At 73.8% G+C, this 23,579-nt stretch carries 25 protein-coding genes and 1 tRNA gene; 14 read left to right on the forward strand and 12 right to left on the reverse strand.

Going from position 1 to position 23,579, the window contains the following annotated elements:
• Positions 1-11: 11 nt before the first annotated feature.
• The 4 genes from ACIBAD_RS19170 to ACIBAD_RS19185 are packed head-to-tail and all read left to right on the forward strand — an operon-like array spanning position 12 to position 3,293.
• Positions 12-764, forward strand: a complete 753-nt coding sequence (locus ACIBAD_RS19170; protein WP_398907798.1) for a (Fe-S)-binding protein — start codon at positions 12-14, stop codon at positions 762-764.
• 14 nt (positions 765-778) lie between these two features.
• Complete coding sequence (locus tag ACIBAD_RS19175) at positions 779-2,257, forward strand: lactate utilization protein B (protein ID WP_398907866.1); 1,479 nt, start codon at positions 779-781, stop codon at positions 2,255-2,257.
• The gene (locus tag ACIBAD_RS19180) at positions 2,254-2,898 is read left to right on the forward strand and encodes an LUD domain-containing protein (RefSeq protein WP_134069675.1); all 645 of its coding nucleotides are present in this window, start codon (positions 2,254-2,256) and stop codon (positions 2,896-2,898) included. Before ACIBAD_RS19175 ends, ACIBAD_RS19180 begins: the two co-directional genes overlap by 4 nt.
• 5 nt (positions 2,899-2,903) lie before the next feature.
• A complete protein-coding gene (locus ACIBAD_RS19185) occupies positions 2,904-3,293 on the forward strand; it encodes a VOC family protein (RefSeq protein WP_099888647.1) in 390 nt (129 codons plus the stop codon).
• A 33-nt stretch (positions 3,294-3,326) separates the two neighbouring features.
• On the opposite strand, the gene ACIBAD_RS19190 is transcribed toward ACIBAD_RS19185, so the two are convergent.
• Positions 3,327-3,845 (reverse strand): DUF309 domain-containing protein, encoded by a 519-nt coding sequence (locus ACIBAD_RS19190; protein WP_134069673.1) that lies wholly within the window; start codon positions 3,843-3,845, stop codon positions 3,327-3,329.
• A 108-nt stretch (positions 3,846-3,953) separates the two neighbouring features.
• On the opposite strand from ACIBAD_RS19190, the gene ACIBAD_RS19195 reads away from it, so the two are divergent.
• The 6 genes from ACIBAD_RS19195 (at position 3,954) to ACIBAD_RS19220 (ending at position 8,819) form a co-directional block, all read left to right on the forward strand.
• Positions 3,954-4,027, forward strand: a tRNA-Pro gene (locus ACIBAD_RS19195).
• 372 nt (positions 4,028-4,399) lie between these two features.
• The gene (locus ACIBAD_RS19200; RefSeq protein ID WP_398907799.1) at positions 4,400-6,082 is read left to right on the forward strand and encodes a sensor histidine kinase; all 1,683 of its coding nucleotides are present in this window, start codon (positions 4,400-4,402) and stop codon (positions 6,080-6,082) included.
• Positions 6,079-6,486 (forward strand): roadblock/LC7 domain-containing protein, encoded by a 408-nt coding sequence (locus ACIBAD_RS19205; protein ID WP_134069669.1) that lies wholly within the window; start codon positions 6,079-6,081, stop codon positions 6,484-6,486. The genes ACIBAD_RS19200 and ACIBAD_RS19205 overlap by 4 nt, the downstream gene beginning before the upstream one ends.
• Positions 6,483-6,842, forward strand: coding sequence for a DUF742 domain-containing protein (locus ACIBAD_RS19210; RefSeq protein ID WP_134069667.1), 360 nt, complete (start codon positions 6,483-6,485; stop codon positions 6,840-6,842). The genes ACIBAD_RS19205 and ACIBAD_RS19210 overlap by 4 nt, the downstream gene beginning before the upstream one ends.
• On the forward strand, positions 6,823-7,443 hold the full coding sequence (locus ACIBAD_RS19215) for an ATP/GTP-binding protein (protein ID WP_134069665.1): 621 nt from the start codon (positions 6,823-6,825) through the stop codon (positions 7,441-7,443). The genes ACIBAD_RS19210 and ACIBAD_RS19215 overlap by 20 nt, the downstream gene beginning before the upstream one ends.
• On the forward strand, positions 7,440-8,819 hold the full coding sequence (locus ACIBAD_RS19220) for a cytochrome P450 (protein WP_134069663.1): 1,380 nt from the start codon (positions 7,440-7,442) through the stop codon (positions 8,817-8,819). The genes ACIBAD_RS19215 and ACIBAD_RS19220 overlap by 4 nt, the downstream gene beginning before the upstream one ends.
• Positions 8,820-8,821: 2 nt before the next feature.
• On the opposite strand, the gene ACIBAD_RS19225 is transcribed toward ACIBAD_RS19220, so the two are convergent.
• The 3 genes from ACIBAD_RS19225 to ACIBAD_RS19235 form a co-directional block, all read right to left on the reverse strand.
• A complete protein-coding gene (locus ACIBAD_RS19225) occupies positions 8,822-9,940 on the reverse strand; it encodes a hypothetical protein (RefSeq protein WP_398907800.1) in 1,119 nt (372 codons plus the stop codon).
• Positions 9,941-9,942: 2 nt separating this feature from the next.
• On the reverse strand, positions 9,943-10,854 hold the full coding sequence (locus ACIBAD_RS19230) for a methyltransferase domain-containing protein (RefSeq protein WP_134069659.1): 912 nt from the start codon (positions 10,852-10,854) through the stop codon (positions 9,943-9,945).
• Between the two features lie 202 nt (positions 10,855-11,056).
• The gene (locus ACIBAD_RS19235) at positions 11,057-11,656 is read right to left on the reverse strand and encodes a hydrolase (RefSeq protein WP_398907801.1); all 600 of its coding nucleotides are present in this window, start codon (positions 11,654-11,656) and stop codon (positions 11,057-11,059) included.
• 128 nt (positions 11,657-11,784) lie between these two features.
• Between ACIBAD_RS19235 and ACIBAD_RS19240 the strand changes: the two genes are divergently transcribed.
• The gene (locus ACIBAD_RS19240) at positions 11,785-12,339 is read left to right on the forward strand and encodes a DUF6434 domain-containing protein (RefSeq protein ID WP_134069655.1); all 555 of its coding nucleotides are present in this window, start codon (positions 11,785-11,787) and stop codon (positions 12,337-12,339) included.
• 25 nt (positions 12,340-12,364) lie between these two features.
• Here ACIBAD_RS19240 and ACIBAD_RS19245 read toward each other — a convergent pair whose 3' ends face one another.
• Both ACIBAD_RS19245 and ACIBAD_RS19250 read right to left on the reverse strand, forming a co-directional pair.
• On the reverse strand, positions 12,365-13,009 hold the full coding sequence (locus ACIBAD_RS19245; RefSeq protein WP_134069653.1) for a hypothetical protein: 645 nt from the start codon (positions 13,007-13,009) through the stop codon (positions 12,365-12,367).
• Between the two features lie 94 nt (positions 13,010-13,103).
• Positions 13,104-13,673, reverse strand: coding sequence for a dihydrofolate reductase family protein (locus ACIBAD_RS19250; protein WP_398907802.1), 570 nt, complete (start codon positions 13,671-13,673; stop codon positions 13,104-13,106).
• A 27-nt stretch (positions 13,674-13,700) separates the two neighbouring features.
• On the opposite strand from ACIBAD_RS19250, the gene ACIBAD_RS19255 reads away from it, so the two are divergent.
• On the forward strand, positions 13,701-14,756 hold the full coding sequence (locus ACIBAD_RS19255) for an enoyl-CoA hydratase/isomerase family protein (protein WP_398907803.1): 1,056 nt from the start codon (positions 13,701-13,703) through the stop codon (positions 14,754-14,756).
• Between the two features lie 30 nt (positions 14,757-14,786).
• Here the strand turns inward: ACIBAD_RS19255 and ACIBAD_RS19260 are convergent, their stop codons facing one another.
• Positions 14,787-15,710, reverse strand: a complete 924-nt coding sequence (locus tag ACIBAD_RS19260) for an SDR family oxidoreductase (RefSeq protein WP_134069647.1) — start codon at positions 15,708-15,710, stop codon at positions 14,787-14,789.
• Between the two features lie 208 nt (positions 15,711-15,918).
• Between ACIBAD_RS19260 and ACIBAD_RS19265 the strand changes: the two genes are divergently transcribed.
• Complete coding sequence (locus ACIBAD_RS19265; RefSeq protein ID WP_398907804.1) at positions 15,919-16,698, forward strand: hypothetical protein; 780 nt, start codon at positions 15,919-15,921, stop codon at positions 16,696-16,698.
• 117 nt (positions 16,699-16,815) lie between these two features.
• The gene (locus ACIBAD_RS19270) at positions 16,816-18,090 is read left to right on the forward strand and encodes a cytochrome P450 (protein ID WP_398907805.1); all 1,275 of its coding nucleotides are present in this window, start codon (positions 16,816-16,818) and stop codon (positions 18,088-18,090) included.
• 5 nt (positions 18,091-18,095) lie between these two features.
• Here the strand turns inward: ACIBAD_RS19270 and ACIBAD_RS19275 are convergent, their stop codons facing one another.
• The 5 genes from ACIBAD_RS19275 to ACIBAD_RS19295 form a co-directional block, all read right to left on the reverse strand.
• Entirely contained in the window at positions 18,096-19,169 is a 1,074-nt protein-coding gene (locus ACIBAD_RS19275) for an alpha/beta hydrolase (RefSeq protein WP_398907806.1), read from the reverse strand.
• Between the two features lie 46 nt (positions 19,170-19,215).
• Positions 19,216-20,823 (reverse strand): molybdopterin-dependent oxidoreductase, encoded by a 1,608-nt coding sequence (locus tag ACIBAD_RS19280; RefSeq protein ID WP_398907807.1) that lies wholly within the window; start codon positions 20,821-20,823, stop codon positions 19,216-19,218.
• 122 nt (positions 20,824-20,945) lie between these two features.
• A complete protein-coding gene (locus ACIBAD_RS19285; protein ID WP_398907808.1) occupies positions 20,946-22,151 on the reverse strand; it encodes an oxygenase MpaB family protein in 1,206 nt (401 codons plus the stop codon).
• 93 nt (positions 22,152-22,244) lie between these two features.
• On the reverse strand, positions 22,245-23,273 hold the full coding sequence (locus tag ACIBAD_RS19290) for a polyprenyl synthetase family protein (protein WP_398907809.1): 1,029 nt from the start codon (positions 23,271-23,273) through the stop codon (positions 22,245-22,247).
• Positions 23,266-23,568 (reverse strand): hypothetical protein, encoded by a 303-nt coding sequence (locus ACIBAD_RS19295; RefSeq protein ID WP_199828582.1) that lies wholly within the window; start codon positions 23,566-23,568, stop codon positions 23,266-23,268. Before ACIBAD_RS19295 ends, ACIBAD_RS19290 begins: the two co-directional genes overlap by 8 nt.
• Positions 23,569-23,579: the final 11 nt, after the last annotated feature.

Raw genomic sequence — 23,579 nt, forward strand, 5'->3', positions numbered from 1 at the left:
TTCTGCCCGTCATGCGTGCCGCCCTGTTCGTCACCTGCCTCAACGACGCGCTGTACCCGCGGACCGGCGTCGCCGTCGTGCGCCTGCTGGAGCGGCTAGGCGTCGGCGTGGACTTCCCGGCCGCCCAGAGCTGTTGCGGGCAACCGCAGTACAACACCGGCTACCGGCGCGAGAGCGAGCCCCTGCTGCGGCGCACCGCCGAGGCCTTCGCGGGACACCCGTACGTGGTCACCCCGTCGGGCTCCTGCGCCGCGATGGTCCGCACCCACTACCCGCGCATCGGCCGGCAGGCGGAGCGGGAGGGGCGGGGATCCGAGCTGGCGGCGCTGGCCGAGGACCTCGTACCGCGCGTCCACGAGCTGACCGAGTTCCTGGTGGACGTCCTGGGGGTGATCGACGTGGGCGCGTACTTCCCGCACACCGTCACCTATCACCCCTCGTGCCACGGCCTGCGGGGGCTCGGGCTGGGGGACCGTCCGCGGCGGCTGCTCGCCGCCGTCAAGGGCCTGGACCTCGTCGAGCTGCCCGGCGCGGAGGAGTGCTGCGGCTTCGGCGGCACCTTCGCGGTGAAGAACCCGGACGTGTCGGCGGCCATGGGCGCCGACAAGACCGACAGCGCGGTGGGGACGGGCGCGGCCGTGCTGTGCGGGGCGGACAACTCCTGCCTGGCCCACCTCGACGGGATCCTGCGCCGCCGGGGAGACGCGATGCGGACGCTGCACCTCGCCGAGATCCTGGCCTCGACGGAGGAGGAACCGCTTTGACGACGGGCACTTTCATGGGGATGCCGGCGTTTCCGGACGCGGCGCGCGAGGCCGTCGGAGACCGGGTGCTGCGCGCCAACCTCCGGCACGCCACCCACACCATCCGCGACAAACGGGCCCGGGCGGTCGCCGAGCTCGCCGACTGGGACCGGCTCCGCGCGGCGGGGAAGGCCGTCAAGGATCACACCCTGCGCCACCTGGACCGCTACCTGCTCCAACTGGAGGAGTCGGTGACGGCCGCGGGCGGCACCGTCCACTGGGCCGCCGACGCGGACGAGGCCAACCGGATCGTCACCGCGCTGGTGCTGGCCACCGGAGAGCGGGAGGTGGTCAAGGTCAAATCCATGGCCACCCAGGAGATCGGCCTCAACGAGGCCCTCGAAGCGGCCGGGATCGCCGCGTACGAGACGGACCTGGCCGAGCTCATCGTCCAGCTCGGCCACGACCGGCCCTCCCACATCCTGGTCCCGGCCATCCACCGCAACCGCGCCGAGATCCGGGACGTCTTCGCGGCGGAGATGGGCCACTGGGGCCGCCCCGCCCCGGAGGGGCTCGGCGACGACCCGCGCGAGCTCGCCGAGGCCGCCCGCCTCCACCTGCGCGAGAAGTTCCTGCGCGCCAAGGTCGGGATCTCCGGTGCCAACTTCATGGTCGCCGAGACGGGCACGCTGGTCGTCTTTGAGTCCGAGGGCAACGGCCGCATGTGCTTGACGCTGCCCGAGACCCTGATCTCGGTGGTGGGCATCGAGAAGGTGGTGCCCACCTTCCGGGACCTGGAGATCTTCCTCCAGACGCTGCCGCGCTCCTCGACGGCCGAGCGGATGAACCCGTACACCACGATGTGGACCGGGCTGGGTCCTTCGAGAGGGGCGGACGGCGACGGCCCCTCCGCCTTCCACCTCGTCCTGCTCGACAACGGCCGCAGCGACACCCTCGCCGACCCGGTCGGCCGCCAGGCCCTGCGCTGCATCCGCTGCTCCGCCTGCCTCAACGTCTGCCCGGTGTACGAACGCGCCGGCGGCCACGCGTACGGATCCGTCTACCCCGGCCCGATCGGCGCCATCCTGAGCCCCCAACTGCGGGGCACCGGGAGTGACATCGACGCCTCGCTGCCGTACGCGTCCACCCTGTGCGGAGCCTGCTACGAGGTCTGCCCGGTCGCCATCGACATCCCGGAGGTCCTGGTCCACCTGCGCGAGCGGGTGGTCCAGGGCGGCCCGGCGACCCGCGAGGGCGTCCGCGTACGGATCCGCCCGGCGCGGGGGCACACCGCCGAGCGCGCCGCCATGCGGGCCGCCCGGCTGCTCCTGGACCACCCCGGCGCGCTGCGCGCCGGGGAGCGGCTGCTGGCCCGGGCCCGGCGGCTGCGGCCGCGCCGGCTGCCGGGGCCCGGGCGGGCGTGGACGGACAGCCGCGAGCTGCCGGAGCTCCCGGCGGAGTCGTTCCGGGACTGGTGGGCACGGGAGCGGGGAGCAGCGGGAGGGACGGCATGAGCAGCAGGGACCGCATCCTGGGCCGGATCCGGCGTGCGACGGCGGGGTACGGGGGCGCACCCGACCCGGCCGTCCCCCGCGACTACCTCCGCGTCCACGGCGCCCGCACCCCGGCCGAGACGGCCGACCTCCTCGCCGCGAACCTCGCCGAGTACCGGGCGCGGGTGCACCGGACGGACGGCGCCGGGATCGCCCCGCTGCTCGCCCGGCTGCTGGCCGAGCGCGGCGCCCGTACGGTCCTCGTCCCGCAGGGCCTGCCCCCGTACTGGCTCGCCGAGGCGGAAGCCGTCCGCGTCGACGACCTGCCGGGGGCGAACCCGTACGAACTCGACGCGGTGGACAGCGTGGTGACCGGGTGCGCCCTGGCGATCGCCGAGACCGGCACGATCGTCCTCGACGCCGGGCCGGGCCAGGGCCGGCGACGCATCACCCTGGTCCCGGACCACCACGTCTGCGTGGTCGAGGTCCCGGGCCAGGTGGTGGACTCGGTCCCGCAGGCCCTGCCCCTGCTGGACCCCGCGCGGCCGCTGACCTGGATCTCCGGGCCCTCCGCGACCAGCGACATCGAACTCGACCGGGTGGAGGGTGTGCACGGCCCGCGCACCCTGGAGGTGGTCCTGCTGGCCGGACCAGCACAATGAGTGCCATGTCCGCATACATCGCGCTCACCACTCTCGTCGTCCGCGACTACGACGAGGCCATCGACTTCTACACCCGCGCCCTCGGCTTCACCCTCGTCGAGGACACCGCGCGCCCCGACGGCTCCCGCTGGGTGGTGGTCCGCCCGGACGGCGCCACCGAGGCGGCCCTGCTGCTGGCCCTCGCCAAGGACGACGCGCAGCGCTCCCGGGTCGGGGACCAGACGGGCGGCCGGGTCGGCTTCTTCCTGTACACCGACGACTTCAAGCGGGACCACACCCGGATGACGGCGGAGGGCGTCCGCTTCCTGGAGGAGCCGCGCCACGAGGCGTACGGCTCGGTGGCGGTCTTCGAGGACCTCTACGGCAACCGCTGGGACCTCCTGGAGCCCGCGTAGGCCCTCTCCGGACCGGCTGCACCCCCCGCTGCTTCAGGCGGGGTCCTGCCGGTCCGGCCCGCGCGCGAGCCGGGGGGAGTGGGCCGCAGCGTCGACCGCCGGCCCCTCTTCCACCCGAAGGGCCAACTCCCCGGCCCAGCGGACCAGCCCCTCCACGTCGATCCCGTGCGGAGACCGGCCCCGGGCGGAGGCCGTCTCCGGTCCGGCCTGGGCGAGTGCGTCGGCGCCCCGGCGCAGCAGGCGGGCCCCGCCGACGGCGTTCCCGCGCGCGGCGTGCGTGAGCCCGACCGCCAGCTGCGCGAGGGCCCGCCACAGCGGGGCCTCGGCCTCGGGCCCGGACTTCCAGGCGTCCTCGAACACCTCGTGCGCGTGGAACGGCATCCCGGCGTCCAGCAGCCGCTGCGCCTCGGCCACCGTCTCGGCGGGCGTCCGTACGACCCCCTCGGGCTGCCGCTCCACGCCGGGCTCCCCGTACGCCAGCGGCCGCCCCAGCCCGTCCCGGGGCCGCGCGCTGCGCGCCCGCCCCTCATCGTCCCGATCCCGTGCGTTCACCCCGCCATCCTGCCCGCCGCCGGAAACCCGTGCATGCGCACCCCTCTACGTGGGGTAATGTTCTGCATGTGCCGCCGGGACGGGGGAAACCCCAGCTCAACGGCACAACGGGACGTGGCGCAGCTTGGTAGCGCACTTGACTGGGGGTCAAGGGGTCGCAGGTTCAAATCCTGTCGTCCCGACGTAAAGTCGGATTCAAGAACTTTTCACGAATGGCCCGTACCTGGCTCTGCCGGGTGCGGGCCATTCGTGTTTTCCGCGCCCGAGGCGCGGCCGAGGCGCGGCTGAGCTTCGACAGGGGCGGGATCCGGCCGTTCCGTGGGCTCCCGCTCGCGGCGGCGGGTGGGCCCGGACCCGGGTGCGGGCCGTGGTGGCGGGGGGCTCGGAGCGGGTGCGGGCGGAGTGGTGGACCTACGGGTTTCAGCCATGGCTCGGAGCATCAACCCCCCAGCCCCGTCCGGATCATGACCTGCTGTCAAGAGCCGCGCGTATAGACGCTAAGATTCCGGGCCGTTGTCATATGATCATTCGCTTTCGATCGTTTGAGGGTTCTGATGGTTCGCGTGGGATCGTCGCCCGGAAGTCCAGGGCCCACCTCACCCGTCGTTTGGGCGCTGCCCGCCCTGCTGACCGCCGCCGTCGCGGCGATCGCCGTGGTGCAGGTGTCCGCACCTGCCCGCACCCCCGTCGCCTGGGTGGGAGCCGTCGCCTTCGTGGCGGTCGCCCTCTCCTGCGGTGAGGCGGCCCGGCGCGGCAAGGCGGTCGCCGCGCTGCGGGCGACGGTCGCCGCGCAGGAGGCGGCCCTGCACCGGCAGCAGGCCGAGACCGTACGACTCGCGCAGGAGCTGCTGCCCGATGTCGTGGAGCGGCTGCGCAAGGGCGAGTTCCCCGAGGAGGTGCTCGCCTCCCTGGAGGAGCTCGACACCCACGGGCCCGGCCTGACGCAGGAGTTCAGGGCGGCGCACCAGGCCGTGCTGCGCTCGGTGCTCGACGCCGTGGTCGCCGAGGAGGACCTGCGCGACTCCGCGCAGCGCGCCTTCGTCAACATCGCCCGCCGTGTCCAGGCCATCGTGCACCAACAGGCCCAGGAACTACGGGAGATGGAGGACCGGCACGGCCGCAGCCCCAAGGTCTTCGGCGACCTGCTGCGGCTCGACCACGGCACGGCCCTCATCGGCCGCCTCGCCGACTCCATCGCCGTGCTCGGCGGGGCCCGGCCCGGCCGCCAGTGGAGCAAGGCCGTCCCGCTGTACAGCGTGCTGCGCGGCGCCATGTCGCGGATCATCGACTACCAGCGCGTGGAGCTGCACTCCGTCTCGCAGGTCGCCGTCGTCGGCCCCGCCGTCGAACCGCTCATCCACGCGCTCGCCGAGCTGCTGGACAACGCGACCCGCTACTCCCCGCCGCAGACCAGAGTCCACCTGACCGCCGTCGACGTGAACTCGGGCATCGCCGTCGAGATCGAGGACGGCGGCGTGAGCATGAGCGAGGAGGCCCGCAAGCGGGCCGAGCGCATGCTCCGCCAGGCCCAGCAGGGCATCGACCTCACCGACCTCGGGGAGACCCCGCGCCTGGGCCTCGCCGTGGTCGGCCGGCTCTCGCAGGCGTACGACTTCCAGGTCTCGCTGCGCGCGTCGGCCTACGGCGGCGTACGCGCCGTTCTGGTCATCCCGCAGTCGCTGATCACCACGGCCGCCGCCGCGACCGGCGTCGCCCACGGCATCGGCACCGCCTCGGGCCCCCGTGCCGCCCTGCCGTCCGCCGCCGACGGGGCCACCGCCGCGTCCGGGGCCCCGGACGTACGGCCGGAGCCGGCGCGCCCGGTCACCGGACCGCGCACGCCGGCCGAGCCCGACGAGGTACCCGCCGTGACCGAGCGGACCCCGGGCGGCCTGCCGCAGCGCCGCCGCAAGACCCGCGCCGTGGCACCCGAGGCGCCCGCGGTCGCGGGCGGTGCCGGGACGGGCACCGGAGACCGGATCGTGGCGGCGGCCGAGGCGGCCGCGGACCGCGCCGGGCACGGGTACGCGCAGGAGACCGGGTACGCGTACGGAGCCGGACGCGCGCCCGGCCCCGCGCCGGACCCGCAGCCCGAGGTGCAGCCCGGGATGTGGCTGGCCGCCTTCCAGGACGGCCTGTCCTCGGACAGCAGCAAGACCGCCGCGAGCCGGAGCGGCGCAGCAAGCCAGAACACGGATGCCTCGCCGGCCTCGGCGAGCAAGGGGGAACAGCCATGAGCCAGCAGCAGACCAATATGGACTGGATGCTCAAGGACCTGGCCGAGGGCGTCCCGCAGACCCGCCACGTCATCGTCCTGTCCGCGGACGGCCTGCGCATGGCGCAGTACGGGGCGGAGACCGACACCGCCGACCGGCTCGCCGCCGCCTGCGCCGGACTGCAGAGCCTCGCCGGCGCCGTCGCCACCGAACTCCCGGGCAGCAGCGGGCGGATGCGGCTCGTCGTCATCGAGATGGACGGCGGCTTCTTCTACCTCATGGCGGCCGGCGCCGGCGCCTTCCTCGCGGTACTGGCGGGCGAAGGCGTCGACGCCGGTCTGATGGGCCAGCGGATGCGCGACCTCGTCGCCCGGATCGGAGAACACCTGAGCAGCCCGCCGCGCCGCGACGGGCAGCCGGCGTGAGCAACCCGGGCGGGGACTGGGAGGACGGCACTCCCGAGCGGCTGTACGTGATCACCGGCGGCCGGAGCGGGGATTTAGACCCCAGCCACCTCGACCTCGTCACGCTGATCATCGCCAAGTCGGGGCCCAAACCCGGGATGCAGCCGGAGCACGCGGCGATCATGCGGCTGTGCCGGTCGCCGCTCTCGCTGGCCGAGATCTCCGCGTACCTCGGCCTGCCGGTGAGCGTGGTCACCGTACTCCTCGGTGACCTGCTCGCCGCGGGCCACGTGCTCTCCCGCCCACCCGTCGCTCCCGCCAAACTCCCGGACCTGGCACTGATTGAGGCAGTCATCGATGGACTTCGAAAGCTCTGACCGGGCCACCGCGCCCCGGCGCGAGGACGCGCTGCCGGCCACGGCCGCCGCCGCAGTCAAGGTGGTGATCGTGGGCGGCTTCGGGGTCGGCAAGACGACCCTCGTCGGCTCGGTCAGCGAGATCCGGCCGCTCACCACCGAGGAGACGATGACCCAGGCCGGGGTCGGCGTCGACGACACGGCGGGCGTGGAGCGCAAGACCTCCACCACCGTGGCCATGGACTTCGGCCGCATCAGCATCAACGAGGAGCTGGTGCTGTACCTGTTCGGCACCCCCGGCCAGGAGCGCTTCTGGTTCCTGTGGCGCGGCCTGTTCGAGGGCGCCCTCGGCGCGGTGGTCCTGGTCGACACCCGCCGGCTGGAGGTCAGCTTCGACGTGATCGGCCGCCTGGAGGAGCGGGGGGTGCCGTTCGTGGTCGCCGTCAACTCCTTCCCCGACGCGCCCGAGCACCCCCTGGAGGAGCTGCGCACCGCCCTCGACCTGCCCGCGTCGGTACCGCTCGTCTTCTGTGACGCCCGCCGGCGCGATTCGAGCCGCGACGTCCTGATGACGCTGATGCGCTACCTGCACTCCCTCGCCGCGACCCCGGAGGCATCGTGAGCACCACCCCCACCCACCAGCCGGGTCCGGCCGCCCCGCCGCCCGGCTGCCCCGCGCACCGGCTCTACGGAGCCGAGGCCGAGGCCGACCCCATGGGCCTGTACGAGAAGCTGCGCGCCGAGCACGGTGCGGTGGCCCCCGTCCTCGTGCACGGCGACCTCCCGGCCTGGCTGGTACTGGGCCACCGGGAGAACCTGGACGTCGCGCGCACCCCGTCGCGGTTCTCCCGTGACCCGCGCCGCTGGCGGGACCAGCAGGAGGGCAACGTCCCCCCGGACCACCCGCTGACCCCGATGACCGCCTGGCAGCCCGTGTGCCACTTCGTCGACGGCGTCGAGCACGAGCGGCTGCGCGGCGCGATCACCGAGTCGCTGGAGCGCTTCGACCGCCGCGGTGTGCGCCGGTACGTGAAGCGCTTCGCCGACCAGCTGATCGACGCCTTCGCCCAGACCGGGAAGGCCGACCTGGTCACGGACTTCGCCGAGCCGCTGCCGATGCTGGTGATGACCCAGCTCGTCGGGGCGCCGGAGTCCTACGGGCCGCGTCTGGTCGAGGCCGCCCGCGACATGATCCAGGGCACCGAGACGGCACTCGCCAGCAACGAGTACGTCACGGTCACCCTGCGGGAACTCGTCACGCGCAAGCGGGAGGTACCCGGCCGGGACTTCACCACCTGGCTGCTGGAGCACCCCACCGGGCTCGACGACGGGGAGATCGTGGAGCACCTGCGGCTGGTGCTGATCGCGGCGTTCGAGACGACCGCCAACCTCATCGCGAACACCCTGCGCATGGTGCTCACCGACGGCCGCTTCCGCGCGAACCTGTCCGGCGGTCACATGACGCTGCCGGACGCGCTGGAGCAGGTCCTGTGGGACGAGCCGCCGCTCATGACCGTCCTGGGCCGCTGGGCCACCGGTGACACGGAGCTGGGCGGGGTGCGGATCAAGGACGGCGACATGCTGCTGCTCGGGCTGGGGGCCGGCAACCTCGACCCCGACATCCGCCCCGATCCGAACGTTCCCGTCCACGGCAACCGCTCCCACTTGGCCTTCAGCAGCGGCCCCCACGAATGCCCCGGCCAGGACATCGGCCGGGCCATCGCGGACACCGGCATCGACACGCTGCTGACCCGGCTGCCCGATCTGGAGCTGGCGGTCCCCGAGGCCGAGCTGCGGTGGACGTCCTCGCTGATGTCCCGTCACCTGGTCGCGCTGCCCGTCCGGTTCGCCCCGCGGGGCAGTACCGTCACCGGCTCCACGCCGGTACCCCGGCCGGCGGCCCGGCCGCCCCGTACGGAGCCGCCGACCGTCCCCGTTCCGGGGGAGCGGCCGGCGGGCCGGGGCTCTTGGTGGGCGCGTCTGCGCGGCCGCCGCTGACCTCAGTGCGGGGAGGCGTCGAGCTGCTGCCACCACCAGGCGAGAGCCGGGACCGGCAGCGGCTCGACGCTGGGATCGCTCGGCGTGTCGCTCCAGGTGATGTCGTACGAGGCCCCCTCGACGGGCAGCTCGTTGCGGTTGCGCGGGCTGGTGTAGCGGGGCGCCACGTTGTGGTATTCGGTGTCGCCCGCGATCCAGTGCTCCAGTGAGACGAGATAGCGCGCGAGCTGCTCGTCCGCGTTCCGCCGGAGCCGGTCCCGCAGCCGGACGAAGAGGGTCACCGACCGGTCCCGCACCGCGAAGGCGGCCGCGAGCGCCTCGCGCGGCGTGCAGCCCTGCCGCTGGGCCATCACGTTGATCAGGTTGTGCTCCCACGGCTCCTGGTGGTCGTCCTTGTTGTACGACATCAGGTCGTTGTCGCAGCTGACGATGAAGCCCGCGGCATCGGTGAGGGCCTGCACGGGCGCCGAGTACAGCACGTCGGGCGGCAGGTGGATCCCGTTCGCCACGTCGCACCAGGTGAGGGTGAAGCGGCTGCCGTTCGCCGCCGTCCGCATCGCCGCGAACGCGTTCAGGCAGGGCATCTCCCCCCGCTCGGCGTCGGCGGCCTGACACGCGGCGCCGAACACCCAGTCGCGGATGCCCTCGGTGAAGCGGCGCAGCTGGAAGGGGGTGAGCATGGCGTGCGTGCGGGCCACCAGGTCGTTCAGGGCGGCCGTGTGCGGGCCCGGCGGCAGCAGGTCGCACCCCGGGGTCTCGACGGTGCGGACCAGGCGGGCCCCGTGATCGGCGACGGATGCGGTACGGGCCGCGGAGTGGCCGGAGTCCTGCCAGTCGTCGGTGGCGAACGCCCAGTAGTTCCACTGGGCGAAGAGCAGCATCGGTTCCACGTCGCCGTACGGGATGATCCGGCTGGTGAATTCGGCGCTGCGGGTGGCCAGTCCCCAGGCCCGCTCGGTGGCGTCGGGGTAGAAGCCGTACGAGTCGATCCAGGCGATGGCCCGCTCTTCGAGCTCCGCCGCCTTGGGGTGGATGAGGTGGCGCTCGAACGGACAGTAGAACGGCGGCAGTTGCCAGCCGATGCGGGAGGGGTGGGCGTCCTCGCGGTACACGGGTGGCATGGTCAGCCGCCCCCGCCGAGACGGAACAGCAGCAGCCGGGTCTCCAGGGCGTGGTCGCGCCAGATGCGGAACAGCTTCCCGTGCGTGATGGTGGACTCCTGGAGCCGTTCGCGCGACCAGGCGGACCGGGCGCCGGAACTCTCGAAGCAGTCCAGTTCGGCGCTGTTCCAAGCCATGGACTGCACCCAGAACTCGGCGACCCGGTCGGTGACGTCCTCGTCCTGCTCCAGCTCGAAGCCGGCCGCCTCGGCGGCGGTGAGGTACTCGGTGAGGGTGCCCAGGCGCGTCTTGTAGTAGCCGTCGATGAACTCGGTCCACTCGGGCCGGCAGATGAAGTGCTCCTGGATGCCGAACCAGCCGCCGGGCTTCAGGGACTCGGCCACCACCTGGAAGAGCCGCTCGCGGTCCATGTAGCCGGAGCTCTCGTTGGCGTACGCGGCGTCGTACTTACGGTCGGGGGTGAAGGCGTGCACGTCTGCCAGGAGGGGGGTGACGCGGTCGCCGACGCCGGCCTGGCGGGCGAAGTCCTGGATCACGGGTATGTGATCGGCCGCGACGGTGAGCCCGGTGACCGTGGCGCCGTGCTCCTGGGCCCAGTAGAGCGACCCGCCCCCGACACCGCAGCCGATGTCGAGGACGCTGCCGGGCGGCTTGGAGTACGCGCCCCAACTGCGGGCCGCGTGCTCGACGATGGCCTCCTGGGACTCCACGATGCGTCGCTTGAGCACGCGTTGGGAGACGGTGGTGTTCGGCGTGGCGCCCGGGCCGAAGAGGCCCATGTGGAAGTGGACCCTGGGTCCCGGTCCGTACTTGTGGAGGATGTCCGCGGTCTTGCGGCTGTAATAGAGCGGCACTTGGCTCTCGTCGAACTCCTGGCCACCAGCGGGGGTCTGGATGACAAGGTTCCTGTCCATCGATTCTCCGGTCCTGCGTCACGTGGGGGTGTTTATCGGCCGCCCCACTCTGCCCGTAAGTGATCGATAAAAGTCTTCAGTCACTCGGGTGATGAGCATAACCACAGCTGAAACGGCAACAATTCCGGCCATTTGATGTCACGTCAGGTGTTGGCCGCCGGTCCAAGCGGAATACATGTCGCAGCGTCAGGCGGAATGCCGGTCAGGCGTCGCCCAGGGCGGCCACGATCCCGGCGGTCGTGCTGACCTTGCCGATGCGCGGGAAGATCTTGCCGAACGAGTGGGCGTGCGACGCGGAGTCGGTGTCGGCGGTGGCGTCCTCGGCGAAGACCAGCGCGTAGCTGTGCTCCCAGGCCGTACGGGCGGTGGACTCGACGCCGACGCTGGTGGAGATCCCGGCCAGGACGATCCGGTGGATGCCGCGGCGGCGTAGTTGAAGGTCGAGTTCGGTCCCGGTGAACGCGCCCCAGTGGCGCTTGGTCACCACGACGTCGCCGAGGGCGGCCAGCTGCGCCGGGATCTGCGAGAACGCGGCGGGCGGGGCGGAGGCCGGGCCCGGGCGGTCCACGTCGTCGATGGGCAGGTCGCCGCCGTCGGGCGACCAGGCGACCCTGACCAGCACCACGGGCAGCCGGCGGGCGTGGAAGGCCTCGGCGAGCAGGACGGCGTTCGCGAGTACCTCGTCGGCGGGCCGGGTCGTCGGCAGGGCCAGGATGCCCTGCTGCAGGTCGATCAGGACCAGGGCGGTGCCGTCGTCGAGGGTCAGGGGCGAGTGGTCGGTGCGGTCGGCTGCGGCGGTCATCCGGGCTCCTGCGGTCGATGCGGTATTCACTCTCCCGCCCATGAAACCCGGACCGCGCGCCGCCGGAGTTCCGGTCCGCGCCGACCGGCGTGGCGGCCGCAGGAAAGGCCCCTTCCTAGAATAGGAACATGAGTGCGAATTTTGAGGAAACTCGGCCCGCCCCGACTCCGGCACTGACCGGGGCGGAATTGCTGCGCTGGTACTGGACGCTGGCCGAACTGTCGGAACTGGCCCGGAGGATGGGCCTGCCCGCCAGTGGCGGCAAGGTGGCGCTGACGGCCCGGCTCGCCGCCGCGCTCGACGGGACCAGGCCGCCACAGCCGGTCCGCGTCCCCCGCCGGGGCGGGCGCCAGCTCGCGGCCCCCGTCGACGGCGACACCGTGATCCCGCAGGGCCAGCGGTGCAGTCAGGTCCTCAGGGCCTTCTTCGTCAGCGAGATCGGGCCGGGCTTCCACTTCGACGCGTACATGCGGGAGTACGTGGCCGGGCACGCGGGGCACACCCTCGCCGAGGCCGTCGCCCACTGGCACGCCACCCGCGCCCGGGCGGCCGAACCCCGGGAGGTCGCCGCCCAGTTCGAGTTCAACCGGTTCCTGCGGGACTGGCACGAGCGCCACCCCGAGGGCACCCGTCAACAGGCCCTGGCCGCCTGGCGGGCGCACCGCGCCCTCCCGAAGGACTGACCACGGCCGGCCCCGCGCGGGCGCGTCAGGCGCCCGGGGCGGGCTCCGGCAGCCGCCGGGCCGGCGCCCAGGCCGGCAGGGGGAGGAGCAGGGCCGTCCGCACCGAGGTGGCGTCCGCGAGGGCGCCGATGAGAGGGCTGGCCACCCCGCCGACGGTGACCCTCAGGCCGAGTGGGACGCCGCTCGCCGTACGCATGCGGGCCGGCAGGTGGCCCTGGCCCGGCGGGACCTGGAGCGAGAACGGCACGTACAGGGCCGTGGCCGCCGGCGCCGGGCACCCGGACACCCAGGGGCGGCGGCAGGCACAGCACGCCCGCCACGGCCGGAGCGGCCGCCGCGTAGGCCCGGCGGACCGTGTGGCCCGGCCCCGGCGGGAGGCCGGCCGGCCGCCGAGCAGGGTGCCGCCCGGACTGCCCGCGAACAGGGCGAACAGGGCCACCGCCCCCGCCGCCGCGGTCGCGCCGCCGCCGCGCTCGCGCACGTACAGGGCGATGAGCGTGCTCAGCCCGATGAACGCGACGGACCGGACGGCCACCACCGGGGAGAGCCGCAGGAACGCCCGCCGGTCCTCGGGCCCCGGCGTCCTGGCGGACGGCGCCGCCACCGGTCCGGTCTGCACCAGGCGCTGCGGCTGCCGGCCGCCGGCACCGCGGTCACCGTCGTTGCGCACCGCTGCGGCTGGTCCTCCGTGAGCGCCTTCACCGACGTCTCCGTCGCGCCTTCGGCCACACCCCCGGGGCCCGCCCCGGCCGCCTTCCCTGAACCTACGGGCGCCCGTACCGGACTTGGACGACGCCGTTTCCGAAGGTGCGGGTGCCCTCCAGCCGCAGCGGCACCAGGCCGCCGCCGGCGGGCGGGAACAGCGGTCTGCCACGGCCGATGCGCACCGGGTGCACGAAGATCCGGTACGCGTCCACCAGGTCGTGGCGCAGGAAGGCGGCGGCGAGATCGGCCCCGCCCACGGCCAGATCGCCTCCCGGGGCCGCCTTGAGCGCGGCGACCTCCGCCGGGACGACGTCCCGCACGAGGGTGGAGTTCCAGCCGAGGTCGGCGTCCGGCAGCGTGCGCGAGTACACGTACTTCGGCATGTCCCGCCAGATGCCGGCGAACTCGGCCTCCGCAGGGGAGGCGGCCGGGTCGGCATCGGCGGTGGGCCAGTACGCGGCCATCAGCCCGTGCGTGACCCGGCCGGACAGGAACCCGCCCAGCGGGCGGATCTCGTCGTTCATGTACTGGTGCAGTTCCTCGTCGACCCGGTGCCAGGAGATGTCCCCGTCCACACCCTCGAAGTAGCCGTCCAGGGACACCTGCATCATCAGGATGATCTTCCGCATGCCGCGGCACGCTACATACTGGCCGGTGTGAAGACCGAAGACGGCGCAGACGACACGGCCCTGTTCACCACGGAGGGCCACACCGGGGTGATCACCCTCAACCGCCCCAGGGCCCTCAACGCCCTCACCCACCCCATGGTGCTGGGGATCGCCGAGGCGCTGACCGCCTGGGAGCAGGACCCCGCCGTCGTCCAGGTCCTCGTCCGAGGCGCCGGCGAGCGCGGGCTGTGCGCCGGCGGGGACATCCGGGCCATCCACGACGACGCGAAGGCCGGCGGCGACGCCTCCGAGGGCTTCTGGCGCGACGAGTACCGGCTGAACGCGCGGATCGCCCGCTACCCGAAGCCCTACGTGGCCCTCATGGACGGCATCGTCATGGGCGGCGGCGTCGGCGTCTCCGCCCACGGCAGCGTGCGCGTCGTCACCGAACGCTCCCGCGTCGCCATGCCCGAGACGGGCATCGGCTTCATCCCCGACGTGGGCGGTACGCACCTCCTGGCCCGCGCCCCGGGCGAGCTCGGCACCCACCTGGCCCTGACCGGGGCCGCCGTCGGCGCGGCCGACGCGCTGCTGTGCGGGCTGGCCGACCACTTCGTACCCGCCGCCCGGCTGCCGGAGCTGACCGCCGCGCTCGCCGGCGCACCGGCGCACGAGGTGCTGCCGAGCTTCGCCCAGCAGCCGGCCGCGGGCGAACTGGCCGGGTGGCGGCCCTGGATCGACCGCTGCTACGCCGCCGAGACCGTCGAGGAGATCGTCGAGCGGCTGTCGGCCCAGGGGGATCCGGCCGCCAAGGAGGCCGCCGAGACGATCCTGGCGAAGTCCCCGACCTCGCTCAAGGTCACCCTGGCCGCCCTCCGCAGTGCCCGGCGGCTCGGCTCCCTGGAGCGGGTGCTGGAGCAGGAGTTCCGCGTCTCCTGCCACGCCCTGCGCGCACCCGACCTGGTGGAGGGCGTACGCGCGCAGGTCATCGACAAGGACCGCGACCCCCGCTGGTCCCCGCCCGCGCTGGCCGAGGTCACCGGCGCGGACGTGCAGCGGTTCTTCGCCCCCCTCGGTGAGGCCCGCGAACTCCGGCTGCCCTGAGGGCGTCAGGGAAGTGGGGGGACGGCCCGGTCAGCGGTAGCCGGTCACGTCGGCCGGCAGGCCCGGGTCCTGGACCTCTACCAGGTACCGCCACGCGTCCGGCCGGCTGCCGTCGAGGTCCGTGAACCCGTACGCGCGGGCCAGCTGCGCGCTGGAGAGCGACTGCCCGTTCCAGCGCGCCACCTCCGGGTCCGCGGCGAGCGCGGCAACGCCCCGCCCGACGTAGGCGGGGGTCTCGGAGATCGCGAAGTGCGGCATCTGCTCCAGTGCGTCCCGCCAGTTCGCCTCGGTCACACCGAAGTTGTCGAGCATCATCTCGGAGCGAAGCCAGCCCGGGGTCAGCGCCACCGCCGTCGCCCCCCGCGGACCCAGCTCGTGCCCGAGCGCGAACGCCATGCGCAGCACCGCGGACTTGGCGAGGTCGTAGAAGAACGACACCCGGTAGTTGGCCGCGTTGTACTCGGCCGTGCCGTCCGTCATCTCCACCACCAGCCCGCCCGGATCGCGCAGCAGCAGCGGCAGCGCGAAATGGCTCGTGATGGCATGGGTGTCCACCGCGAGCCGCAGGATCCGCAGCCCGTTGTCCAGGTCGTGCTCCCACACCGTGCTGTCCCACTCGAACAGCCGCTCGCCGCCCCAGATGTCGTTCACCAGAACGTCCAAGCGGCCCTGTTCGGCGTCGATCCGCCCGACCAGCGCCTCCACCTGCGCCGGCACCAGGTGGTCCGCGACCACCGCGATGCCGTGCCCGCCCGCCGCCGTGACCAGCTCCGCCGTCTCCTCGACGGTCTCGGGCCGGTCGTACTCCGAACGGCTGCCGCGCGTACTGCGGCCCGTCACGTACACCGTCGCGCCCTGCGCGCCCAGCTGGACCGCCGTGCCCCGGCCCGCACCCCGCGTCGCCCCGGCCACCAGGGCGACTTTGCCTTCCAGGGTCCGCCGCTCATCCGCCATGCCCCGACCCTACGCCGCCACCGCCCGCCGGGCACGGCGGCACGCGTGCGGGAACCGCTCGCGTGCCGGTGGCCGGATCGGCGCCCTTTCGAGGACGGCGACGGGTGGGTACGACTGGCCCCACACCAGGGCCCGTCACCCGGGCCCGGACACCCGGGCCCGAGACCCGCCCCGAAACCGCCCCGTGACCCGTGGAGGCGTACGCCCGATGACCGCTGCCGGAATGACGAGCTTCGACGAGATCTACGGACTCCCCGACCCCCGCGGATACTTCGGCCGACTGGGCCCGTACGCCTACCAGACCCCCGGCCACGCCCAGCCGGTGTTCCGCGCCCTGGCCGGCGAACTCGCCCCGGGGCGGCGGTCGGTGCTCGACATCTGCTGCTCGTACGGGATCAACACCGCGCTCCTCAACCACGACGTGACCCTCGACGAGCTGTACGCGCGCTACACCTCGCCGAAGGCTGCCCGGCTGACCACCTCCGAACTCGCCGAACGGGACCGCGAGTTCTACGCCGCTCGGCGCCGCCCCGACGCCGTGCGGGCCGTCGGCATCGACGTGTCGGGCCCCGCACTGGAGTACGCGGAGGCCGTCGGACTGCTCGACGAGGCGCACTGCGTGGACCTGGAGGCCGAAGAGCCGGGGGAGCGGCTGCGGCGCTCCGCCGCCGGCACCGGCCTGATCACCATCACCGGCGGCACCAGCTTCCTCACCGGACGCACCTTCGCCCGCCTGCTCACCGCCGCCGGCCGGCCCGTGCCGGTGGCCGCCTTCGTCCTGCGCACCCACGACTACCGGCCGATCTCCCGCTGCCTGGAATCGTACGGACTCACCGTCGAGCGGTCCGCCGCCACCCAGCCGCAGCGGCGCTTCACCGACCCCGGCGAGCAGCGGCGCGCGGAGGCCGCCGTCACCGCGCTCGGCGAGGATCCGGCCGGCAAGGAGTCGGCGGGGTACTTCCACACCCGGCTGCACCTGGCCCGTTGACCCCCTCCCGGTACCCGCCGCCCGGTGACGCCCCGGAACGGACTTGTCCCATCAGCCCTCCAGGCCGCACTGTTGCCCGAGATCCGTGCACGCTTCCAGACGGTCAGGAGACCCGGCTTGTCACCCGACAGCGCACCCGCGCCCGCAACTGCGCCCGCAACCGCGCCCGCGCCCGCGTACGCCATCGACCCCGCCGGCGGCTGCCCGCACGCCCTCAACGCCCGGCTGCGCGCCCAGGGCGCCGTGGCGGACGTCGTCCTGCCCGGCGGGGTGCCCGGGGCCGTCGTCCTCGGACAGGAAGCGCTGAAGGAGTTCCTCGCCCACCCCGACGCGGCCAAGGACGCCCGGCACTTCCCCGCCCTGCACGACGGCACCATCCCGCCCGACTGGCCGCTTCGGGTGTTCGCCAACGCCCAGGGCATGCACACCGCAGACGGCGCCGACCACCGCCGGCTGCGCTCCCTCGTCGGCAACGCCTTCACCGCCCGCCAGGTGGAGCGGCTGCGGCCGCGCATCGAGGAACTGACCGCCGGCCTGCTCGACGACCTCGCCGGGGCGGCCGCCCAGGCCCCCGACGGGGTCGTGGACCTGCGTTCCCGTTTCGCGCTGCCGCTGCCGATGAGCGTCATCTGCGAACTGCTGGGCGTTGACCCCGAGCACCGTGAGCGGCTGCACCACCTGTCCCACACGGTGATCATCGCCACCGACACCACCCCCGCCGAGGTGATGGCCGCCGTACGGGAGCTCGTCGAGCTGATGGGCACGATCGCCGACGCCCGCCGGGACGCCCCCGGCGAGGACCTGACCAGCGCGCTGATCGCCGCCCGCGAGGGCGACGGCGACCGGCTCAGCGAGGCCGAACTCATCGGAACCATGCGCCTGATGCTGGTCGCCGGCCACGAGACCACCCTCAACCTGATCGCCAACGCGGTCCGCGCCCTGTGCACGCACCGCGACCAGCTCGCCCTGGTCCGGGACTCCAAGGCCACCTGGTCCGACGTGGTGGACGAGACCCTGCGCTGGGACGCGCCGGTCAGCTGGTTCCCGTTCCGGTACGCCGCCCGCGACCTGACCGTCGAGGGGACCATGATCCCGCAGGGCACCCCGGTCCTCGCCGCCTACACCTCGGCCGGCCGCGACGGGGCCTTCCACGGCCCCGACGCCGACCGCTTCGACCTCACCCGCCCCACCGCCGCCCGCCACCTCTCGTTCGGGCACGGCGCGCACTACTGCGTGGGGGCCCCGCTGGCCCGCCTGGAGGCCACCATCGCGCTGGAGCGGCTCTTCACCCGCTTCCCCGACCTCGACCTCGCGGTCCCCGAGTCCGAACTCCCGTACCTGCACAGCTTCATCGGCAACAGCGTCGAAACCCTGCCGGTCCGGCTGGGGTAGCACACTCAGCCGCGGCCGTCGCCGGGCGGCGAGAGCTCCGTGCTCAGCCAGCCCAGCGCGTCCGCGTACATCGCCGTCCAGGTCTGGAAGTTGTGGCCGCCGGACGGGCGCACCAGGGTCTTCACCCGGACCCCGCTGCCCGCCGCGGCCCGGCCGAAGGCCTCCAACTGCGCCGGCGGGCTGTCCTTGTCCTGCGCCGAGGTGGCCAGGAACAGCCCGACGTCGGCCCTCTTGGCCTGCCGGACCAGCCACAGCGGACTGTTGCGCTCACGCAGCACCGGATCGGCCAGCACCTGCGGATCGCCGCCCAGCGGATCCGGGTCCAGGGCCGCCCCCGCCCGGAACACCTTCGGGTACTGCAAGGGCAGCTTGGCCGCGCAGAACGCCCCCGTCGAAACCCCCATCAGCCCCCAGCCCTTCGGCTCGCGCAGCGTACGGAAGTTCTTCGCGACCAGGTCCGTCACGTCCTCCGCGAGCCAGCTGGCCACCTTCCGCGTCGGCGTGTTGCTGCAGTCCGTGTTCACCCCGCCCGGGTAGATGTCCGGGATCACCACGATGAACGGGTGCGCCGCGCCCAGCCGGATCAGCTGGTCCAGCGTCCCCGGCATGCCGCCCAGATCGATCCAGGTCCGCGGCGAGCCCGGATACCCGTGCAGCAGCATCAGCACCGGGAACCGGGTCTTCTCCGCACCCGGCGCCCCGTACTCGGGCGGCGTCCACACGATCACCTGCCCGGCCAGTTTCGAATGCGAGCCGCGGAAATAGGTGCTCCGCGTACCGTCCCCGCCCTGGGTGAACTTGGCCCGGCCGAGCGGCGGCCCCGTCATCGCCGAGGAGTTCTGCACGTTCTCCGTGCCCAGCAGGTCGTTCCACGAGGAGTAGAGCCCGTAGCTGCCGTTGATCCACGTCGCGATCACCGCGATGGACGTCAGCTGGCACAGCGCGATCATCAGCACCCGCACGGGCCAGCGCACCCACCCCGGCCCGGGGATCCGGTTCCACAGCAGCAGCGCGGCGAGCATCGCGAGCACGGTGACGGCGATGAGGGTGACGAGGAACGACGTACTGGTCAGCTCCACGAGGGCCGGCTCCTGACGTGCGGGTCGGTTTCCCAGGATGTCCGCATCATGCCTTCCTCCCGGGCCCAGGCCGGACACGCACCGACACCGAGTGCCACCCGGTCGCCCCGTCGGGGACGGTCCCCCTGCGCACGCCCGTCTGCACGGCGCCCGTGCCGTCCGTGGCGCGGACCTCCAGCGTGTGCCGCCCGGGGCCCGCCTCCCACTCCCACACCCACTGCCGCCAGGTGTCGTTGCCGTCCGCCGCCCCGAGCCGGGCCTCCTGCCACGGGCCCCCGTCCACCCGCACCTCCACACGGGAGATCCCCCGGTGCTGCGCCCACGCCACCCCCGCCACCGCCACCCGGCCCGCCGGCGGCTCGGCGGACGGGCGCGGAGTGTCGATACGGGACTGCGTCTTGACCGGACCCTGCTGCGCCCAGGACCGGCGCACCCAGTACGCGTCGTACTCCGCGAAGGTCGTCAGCCGCAGCTCACTCAGCCACTTGCAGGCCGAGACGTACCCGTACAGGCCCGGCACGACCATCCGTACGGGAAAGCCGTGCGCGAAGGGCAGCGGCTCGCCGTTCATCCCGACGGCCAGCAGCGCGTCCCGGCCGTCCATGACCGTCTCGACGGGCGTGCCGATCGTCATCCCGTCCACCGAACGCGACACGAGCTGGTCCGCCGGCCCGCCCTGCGAGGGCGGCCGGACCCCGGCCTCGCGCAGCAGGTCGGCCAGGCGCACGCCGAGCCAGCGGGCATTGCCCGCGTACGGGCCCCCGACCTCGTTCGACACGCAGCACAGGGTGATGTCGTGCTCGACGAGCGGGCGGGCCAGCAGCTCCCGCAGCCCGAGTTCGAGCGGGGCGGACACGCCCTCGCCGTGGATGCGCAGCCGCCAGGTGTCCGCGTCCACCCGGGGGACCACCAGCGCGGTGTCCACCCGGTAGAAGTCCGGGTTGGGGGTCAGGAAGCGGGAGATCCCGGGCACCCGCAGCTGCGCGCCGGGCGGTACGGGCGGCGCGGGCACGGCCGGCTCCGGCAGGACCAGATCCGCCCGGGAGGCCGTCGCCCCGGCCGAACCGTACGCGCCGAGCCGCCGCCCCGCGTACCCGATCCCCGCCGAGGCCACGAGGGCCGCGCCGACCAGCCGCCCGAAGCCGCGCCGGTCCAGCGACCACGCCCCGCCGGGCGGTGCGCCCACCGGAGGGGGCCTGGTCAGCGCGCGGACCAGCAGGTACAGCACCCCGGCCGCGCCCAGCCCGCCGACCAGCGACGGGAGCGCGTCGTGCCAGGTCGCCTCGGGCCGGCTGAGCGCGGCCACCGCCCCGAGCAGCCCGAAACAGCCGGCGAGCGCGAGCCCGGCGGGCAGGTGCCGTACCGCGAGCACCCCGGCCAGGGCGGCCACCGCAGCCAGGACGAGGATGATCCCGAGCGCCAGCAGCAGTTTGTCGGCGGTGCCGAACTCGCGGATCGCCCATTCCTTGACGCCCACCGGCGTACGGTCGACCACGGCTCCGCCGACCGCGGTGACCGGGGAGGACTCCGGCCGGACGGCCGCCGCGACCAGCTCCGCCAGGGCCAGTCCGGCGCAGGCGGCCACCAGCCCGCAGGCGGCGCCGCCCAGCAGGCGGCGGCGCCGGCCCGGGTGCGCATTCACACGGGTCGTCATGAGCAAGCCACCGTCCGCGCCACCGTCCGCGTCACCGTCCGCGCCTTCGTCCGCCGGGAAGCCGACGGCTTCCAGTGTGACTCCGGCCGGGGCGGACCTGCGCCCCGCCGCGCCCGTTCGGGTCAGCGCACGGGCGCCGGCGCCGGCGGCACCCAGCGCCCGGTGCGCGGCGCCTTCACCCCGTACTCCGCCTTCAGCTCGGCCGGGATGGCGTGGTGCATGACCCGCCCCCGGGTCAGCGCGGACAGCTCGAAGCCGGCGAGCAGCGAGCCCGCCTTGTCGAGCGCCCACTCCGCCAGCGGGCCGCTGTCCTCGATGGCCTCCAGCAGCCCCAGCACCGCGGGGACGGCCCTGGCCGCCGCGTCCCAGGGGCTGCGCGGGACCTCCAGCCAGTCGCCGATGGTGTCCCCGACCAGGTAGCGGACGGTGGCCGGGACCATCGGGTCGAACAGCGTGCCGGGGACCACGTCCGCGTACAGCCGCAGCAGCTGGGCGTTGAGGAGCACGCCCTCAGGGGAGGGGCCGAGGTGGCGCTGCAGGTAGAGGTCGCAGTACGCGCGCGCCTCGGCGAGGTTCTGCGGCACGGCCGCCGTGTCGCAGCCCAGCAGGGCGGCCACGACCCGCCAGGCGTAGTAGTAGGCCTCCGCGCCCTCCTCGCTCATGTGGATGCCGAGCCGGTGCATGGCGTCGAGCACCAGCAGCGAGAAGAAGGTCTGCCCGGCGATCATGTCCTCCTGGCAGATGGGCAGGCCGTCCCGCTCGACGTCCCAGTGGCCGCCGTGGCGCAGGTGGTGGCGCACCGCCGCGTGCAGCAGCCGGACCTTCTGGGCGGCCGGGATGAACTTGCCGCCCTCGGCGAAGGAGTCCGTCCGCATGAGGTACGTGACGAACTGGCCGGTGTTGGCCATCCGGCGGGAGGGGTACGCGAGCGAGTGCGTCGAGGACAGCAGCCGGGCCATCCGGGGGACGGCGTAGCTGACGGGCATCGCGGCGAAGGACAGGCCGGTGTTGATGTGGGCGGCGTTGTCCATGAAGAACAGCCGGGCCTGCTCCATGACGTCCCAGTCGACCCAGGCCGGTGGCAGGGCGGTGGCCTCGAAGTAGCCGCGCGCGGAGGCCGGGAGCCGGTCGGGCAGCGGGTCGCCGGCGGTGGTGAAGAAGCGCATGAGGGTGTTGAAGTCGCCCACCTCCTCGCGGCGGAACATCGCGGCCACCGTCTCGTCGGCGAGCGGATCACCCTGAGTGGACAGGGCGTCGAGCGCGGCGTCGTCGTAGCGGGGGCGCGCAGGGGCGGAGGCGGTCTCGGCACGGTTGTCGGCGGTGGTCACTTCACTCGTCCTTCTCGTGTGTACGGGGGCGGGTGCGGGGCGGGGCGTCGCGTCCCGGGCGCGGGGCATCGGCCGCGGGGCGCCGGCCCGCGGCTACAGCGAGCGCTCGGCGGCGGTACCGGCGAGCTCGCGCAGCGCCGACCGGGCCTCCGCGGGCATCGGTACGGCGTCCAGCGCACCGGTCGCCCGGGTGATGCGCTCCCGGATCATGTCCTCGACCTGCTGCCGGGCACCGCAGCGCTCCATCAACCTGCGTACGGCGGCGGCCTCTTCGGGGCCCAGGTCCGGGCGGCCGACCAGCTGCGCGAGCAGCCCCCGGTCGTCGCCGCCGGCCGCGGCGACGGTCAGGGCGAGCAGCGCGGTCGGTTTGCCGTCCCGCAGGTCGTCCACGTTCGACTTGCCGGTCCTGGCCGGGTCGCCGAAGGTGCCGAGCAGGTCGTCGCGCAGCTGGAAGGCCTCGCCGAGCGGCAGCCCGTACGCGGAGAAGGCGTCGAGCAGGGCGCGGGAGCCCCCGCCGAGGGTGGCGCCCAGGTGCAGCGGCCGCTCGACGGTGTACTTGGCCGTCTTGAAGCGGGCCACCTCCAGCGACTCCGCCACCTGCGGGACCGGCTCCGGCCGGGTGCGGAGCACTTCCAGGAACTCGCCCGCCATCGTCTCGCGCAGCAGCGCCGCCCAGAGGGGGACGGTACGGGCCAGGTAGGCGCCGGGCAGCCCGCAGGAGCTGAAGACGTGGCCGGCGTACCCCATCAGCAGATCGCCGAGGATCATCGCGAGCGAGGTGGAGCGCGGTCCGGCGGCGGCGAACGCGGCGTGCGCGGTGAGCCGGCCGTGCCGCATCCGGCTGTCGTCGATGATGTCGTCGTGCGTGCAGGCGGCCGCGTGTACGAGCTCCATGGCGGCCGCGGCCCGGATCACCCCCTCGCAGTCGGGCTGCCCCGCCGCCCGCCAGCCCCAGTACAGGTACGCGGCCCGGATCCGCTTCCCGCCGGCCAGCGACCGGCGCAACTGCTCCGACAGCGGGGAGAGTTCGACGTGCAGTCCGAGCAGCTCCCGCTCCTCCTCGTCGGCCAGCCGGACCAGCACCGCGTCGACGCGCTCCTTGAAACCGGTGTGGTCATGCACGGGGGTGTCCCTCGGAGGCGACCCGCTCGGCGGCCCGCCGGGCCATGGTCTCCAGGTGGTTCTCCGCTCCCGCGCCGGACCGGCGCGTGGCCAGCTCGCCGCGCTTGCGCAGTTCCACGACCCCGTCGGTGAGCAGTTCCCGCAGATCGGAGCGGCGCAGTACGTCCTGGGCCCGGTCGGCGGACTGGCGTAACTGGTCGAGGGCCAGATCGGCGACCCCGGCGGCGAGGAGCGTCAGCAGCTCCAGGGTCACGGGCGGGGTGCGGTCCTCGGCGGGCGGGGTGTCCTGGGACATGCTCGGTGCAC

Source organism: Streptomyces sp. NPDC051109 (assembly GCF_044455885.1).
Taxonomy (GTDB): Bacteria; Actinomycetota; Actinomycetes; order Streptomycetales; family Streptomycetaceae; genus Streptomyces.

What these genes read in the sequence shown, in the direction of transcription:
- ACIBAD_RS19280 (WP_398907807.1), bottom strand. Translation starts at nt 20,823, where the DNA reads ATGACGACCCGTGTGAATGCGCACCCGGGCCGGCGCCGCCGCCTGCTG.
- ACIBAD_RS19180 (WP_134069675.1), top strand. Translation starts at nt 2,254, where the DNA reads ATGAGCAGCAGGGACCGCATCCTGGGCCGGATCCGGCGTGCGACGGCG.
- ACIBAD_RS19170 (WP_398907798.1), top strand. Translation starts at nt 12, where the DNA reads ATGCGTGCCGCCCTGTTCGTCACCTGCCTCAACGACGCGCTGTACCCG.
- ACIBAD_RS19225 (WP_398907800.1), bottom strand. Translation starts at nt 9,940, where the DNA reads ATGCCACCCGTGTACCGCGAGGACGCCCACCCCTCCCGCATCGGCTGG.
- ACIBAD_RS19295 (WP_199828582.1), bottom strand. Translation starts at nt 23,568, where the DNA reads ATGTCCCAGGACACCCCGCCCGCCGAGGACCGCACCCCGCCCGTGACC.
- ACIBAD_RS19200 (WP_398907799.1), top strand. Translation starts at nt 4,400, where the DNA reads ATGGTTCGCGTGGGATCGTCGCCCGGAAGTCCAGGGCCCACCTCACCC.
- ACIBAD_RS19260 (WP_134069647.1), bottom strand. Translation starts at nt 15,710, where the DNA reads ATGGCGGATGAGCGGCGGACCCTGGAAGGCAAAGTCGCCCTGGTGGCC.
- ACIBAD_RS19230 (WP_134069659.1), bottom strand. Translation starts at nt 10,854, where the DNA reads ATGGACAGGAACCTTGTCATCCAGACCCCCGCTGGTGGCCAGGAGTTC.
- ACIBAD_RS19265 (WP_398907804.1), top strand. Translation starts at nt 15,919, where the DNA reads ATGACCGCTGCCGGAATGACGAGCTTCGACGAGATCTACGGACTCCCC.
- ACIBAD_RS19185 (WP_099888647.1), top strand. Translation starts at nt 2,904, where the DNA reads ATGTCCGCATACATCGCGCTCACCACTCTCGTCGTCCGCGACTACGAC.
- ACIBAD_RS19250 (WP_398907802.1), bottom strand. Translation starts at nt 13,673, where the DNA reads ATGCGGAAGATCATCCTGATGATGCAGGTGTCCCTGGACGGCTACTTC.
- ACIBAD_RS19215 (WP_134069665.1), top strand. Translation starts at nt 6,823, where the DNA reads ATGGACTTCGAAAGCTCTGACCGGGCCACCGCGCCCCGGCGCGAGGAC.
- ACIBAD_RS19205 (WP_134069669.1), top strand. Translation starts at nt 6,079, where the DNA reads ATGAGCCAGCAGCAGACCAATATGGACTGGATGCTCAAGGACCTGGCC.
- ACIBAD_RS19235 (WP_398907801.1), bottom strand. Translation starts at nt 11,656, where the DNA reads ATGACCGCCGCAGCCGACCGCACCGACCACTCGCCCCTGACCCTCGAC.
- ACIBAD_RS19175 (WP_398907866.1), top strand. Translation starts at nt 779, where the DNA reads ATGGGGATGCCGGCGTTTCCGGACGCGGCGCGCGAGGCCGTCGGAGAC.
- ACIBAD_RS19240 (WP_134069655.1), top strand. Translation starts at nt 11,785, where the DNA reads ATGAGTGCGAATTTTGAGGAAACTCGGCCCGCCCCGACTCCGGCACTG.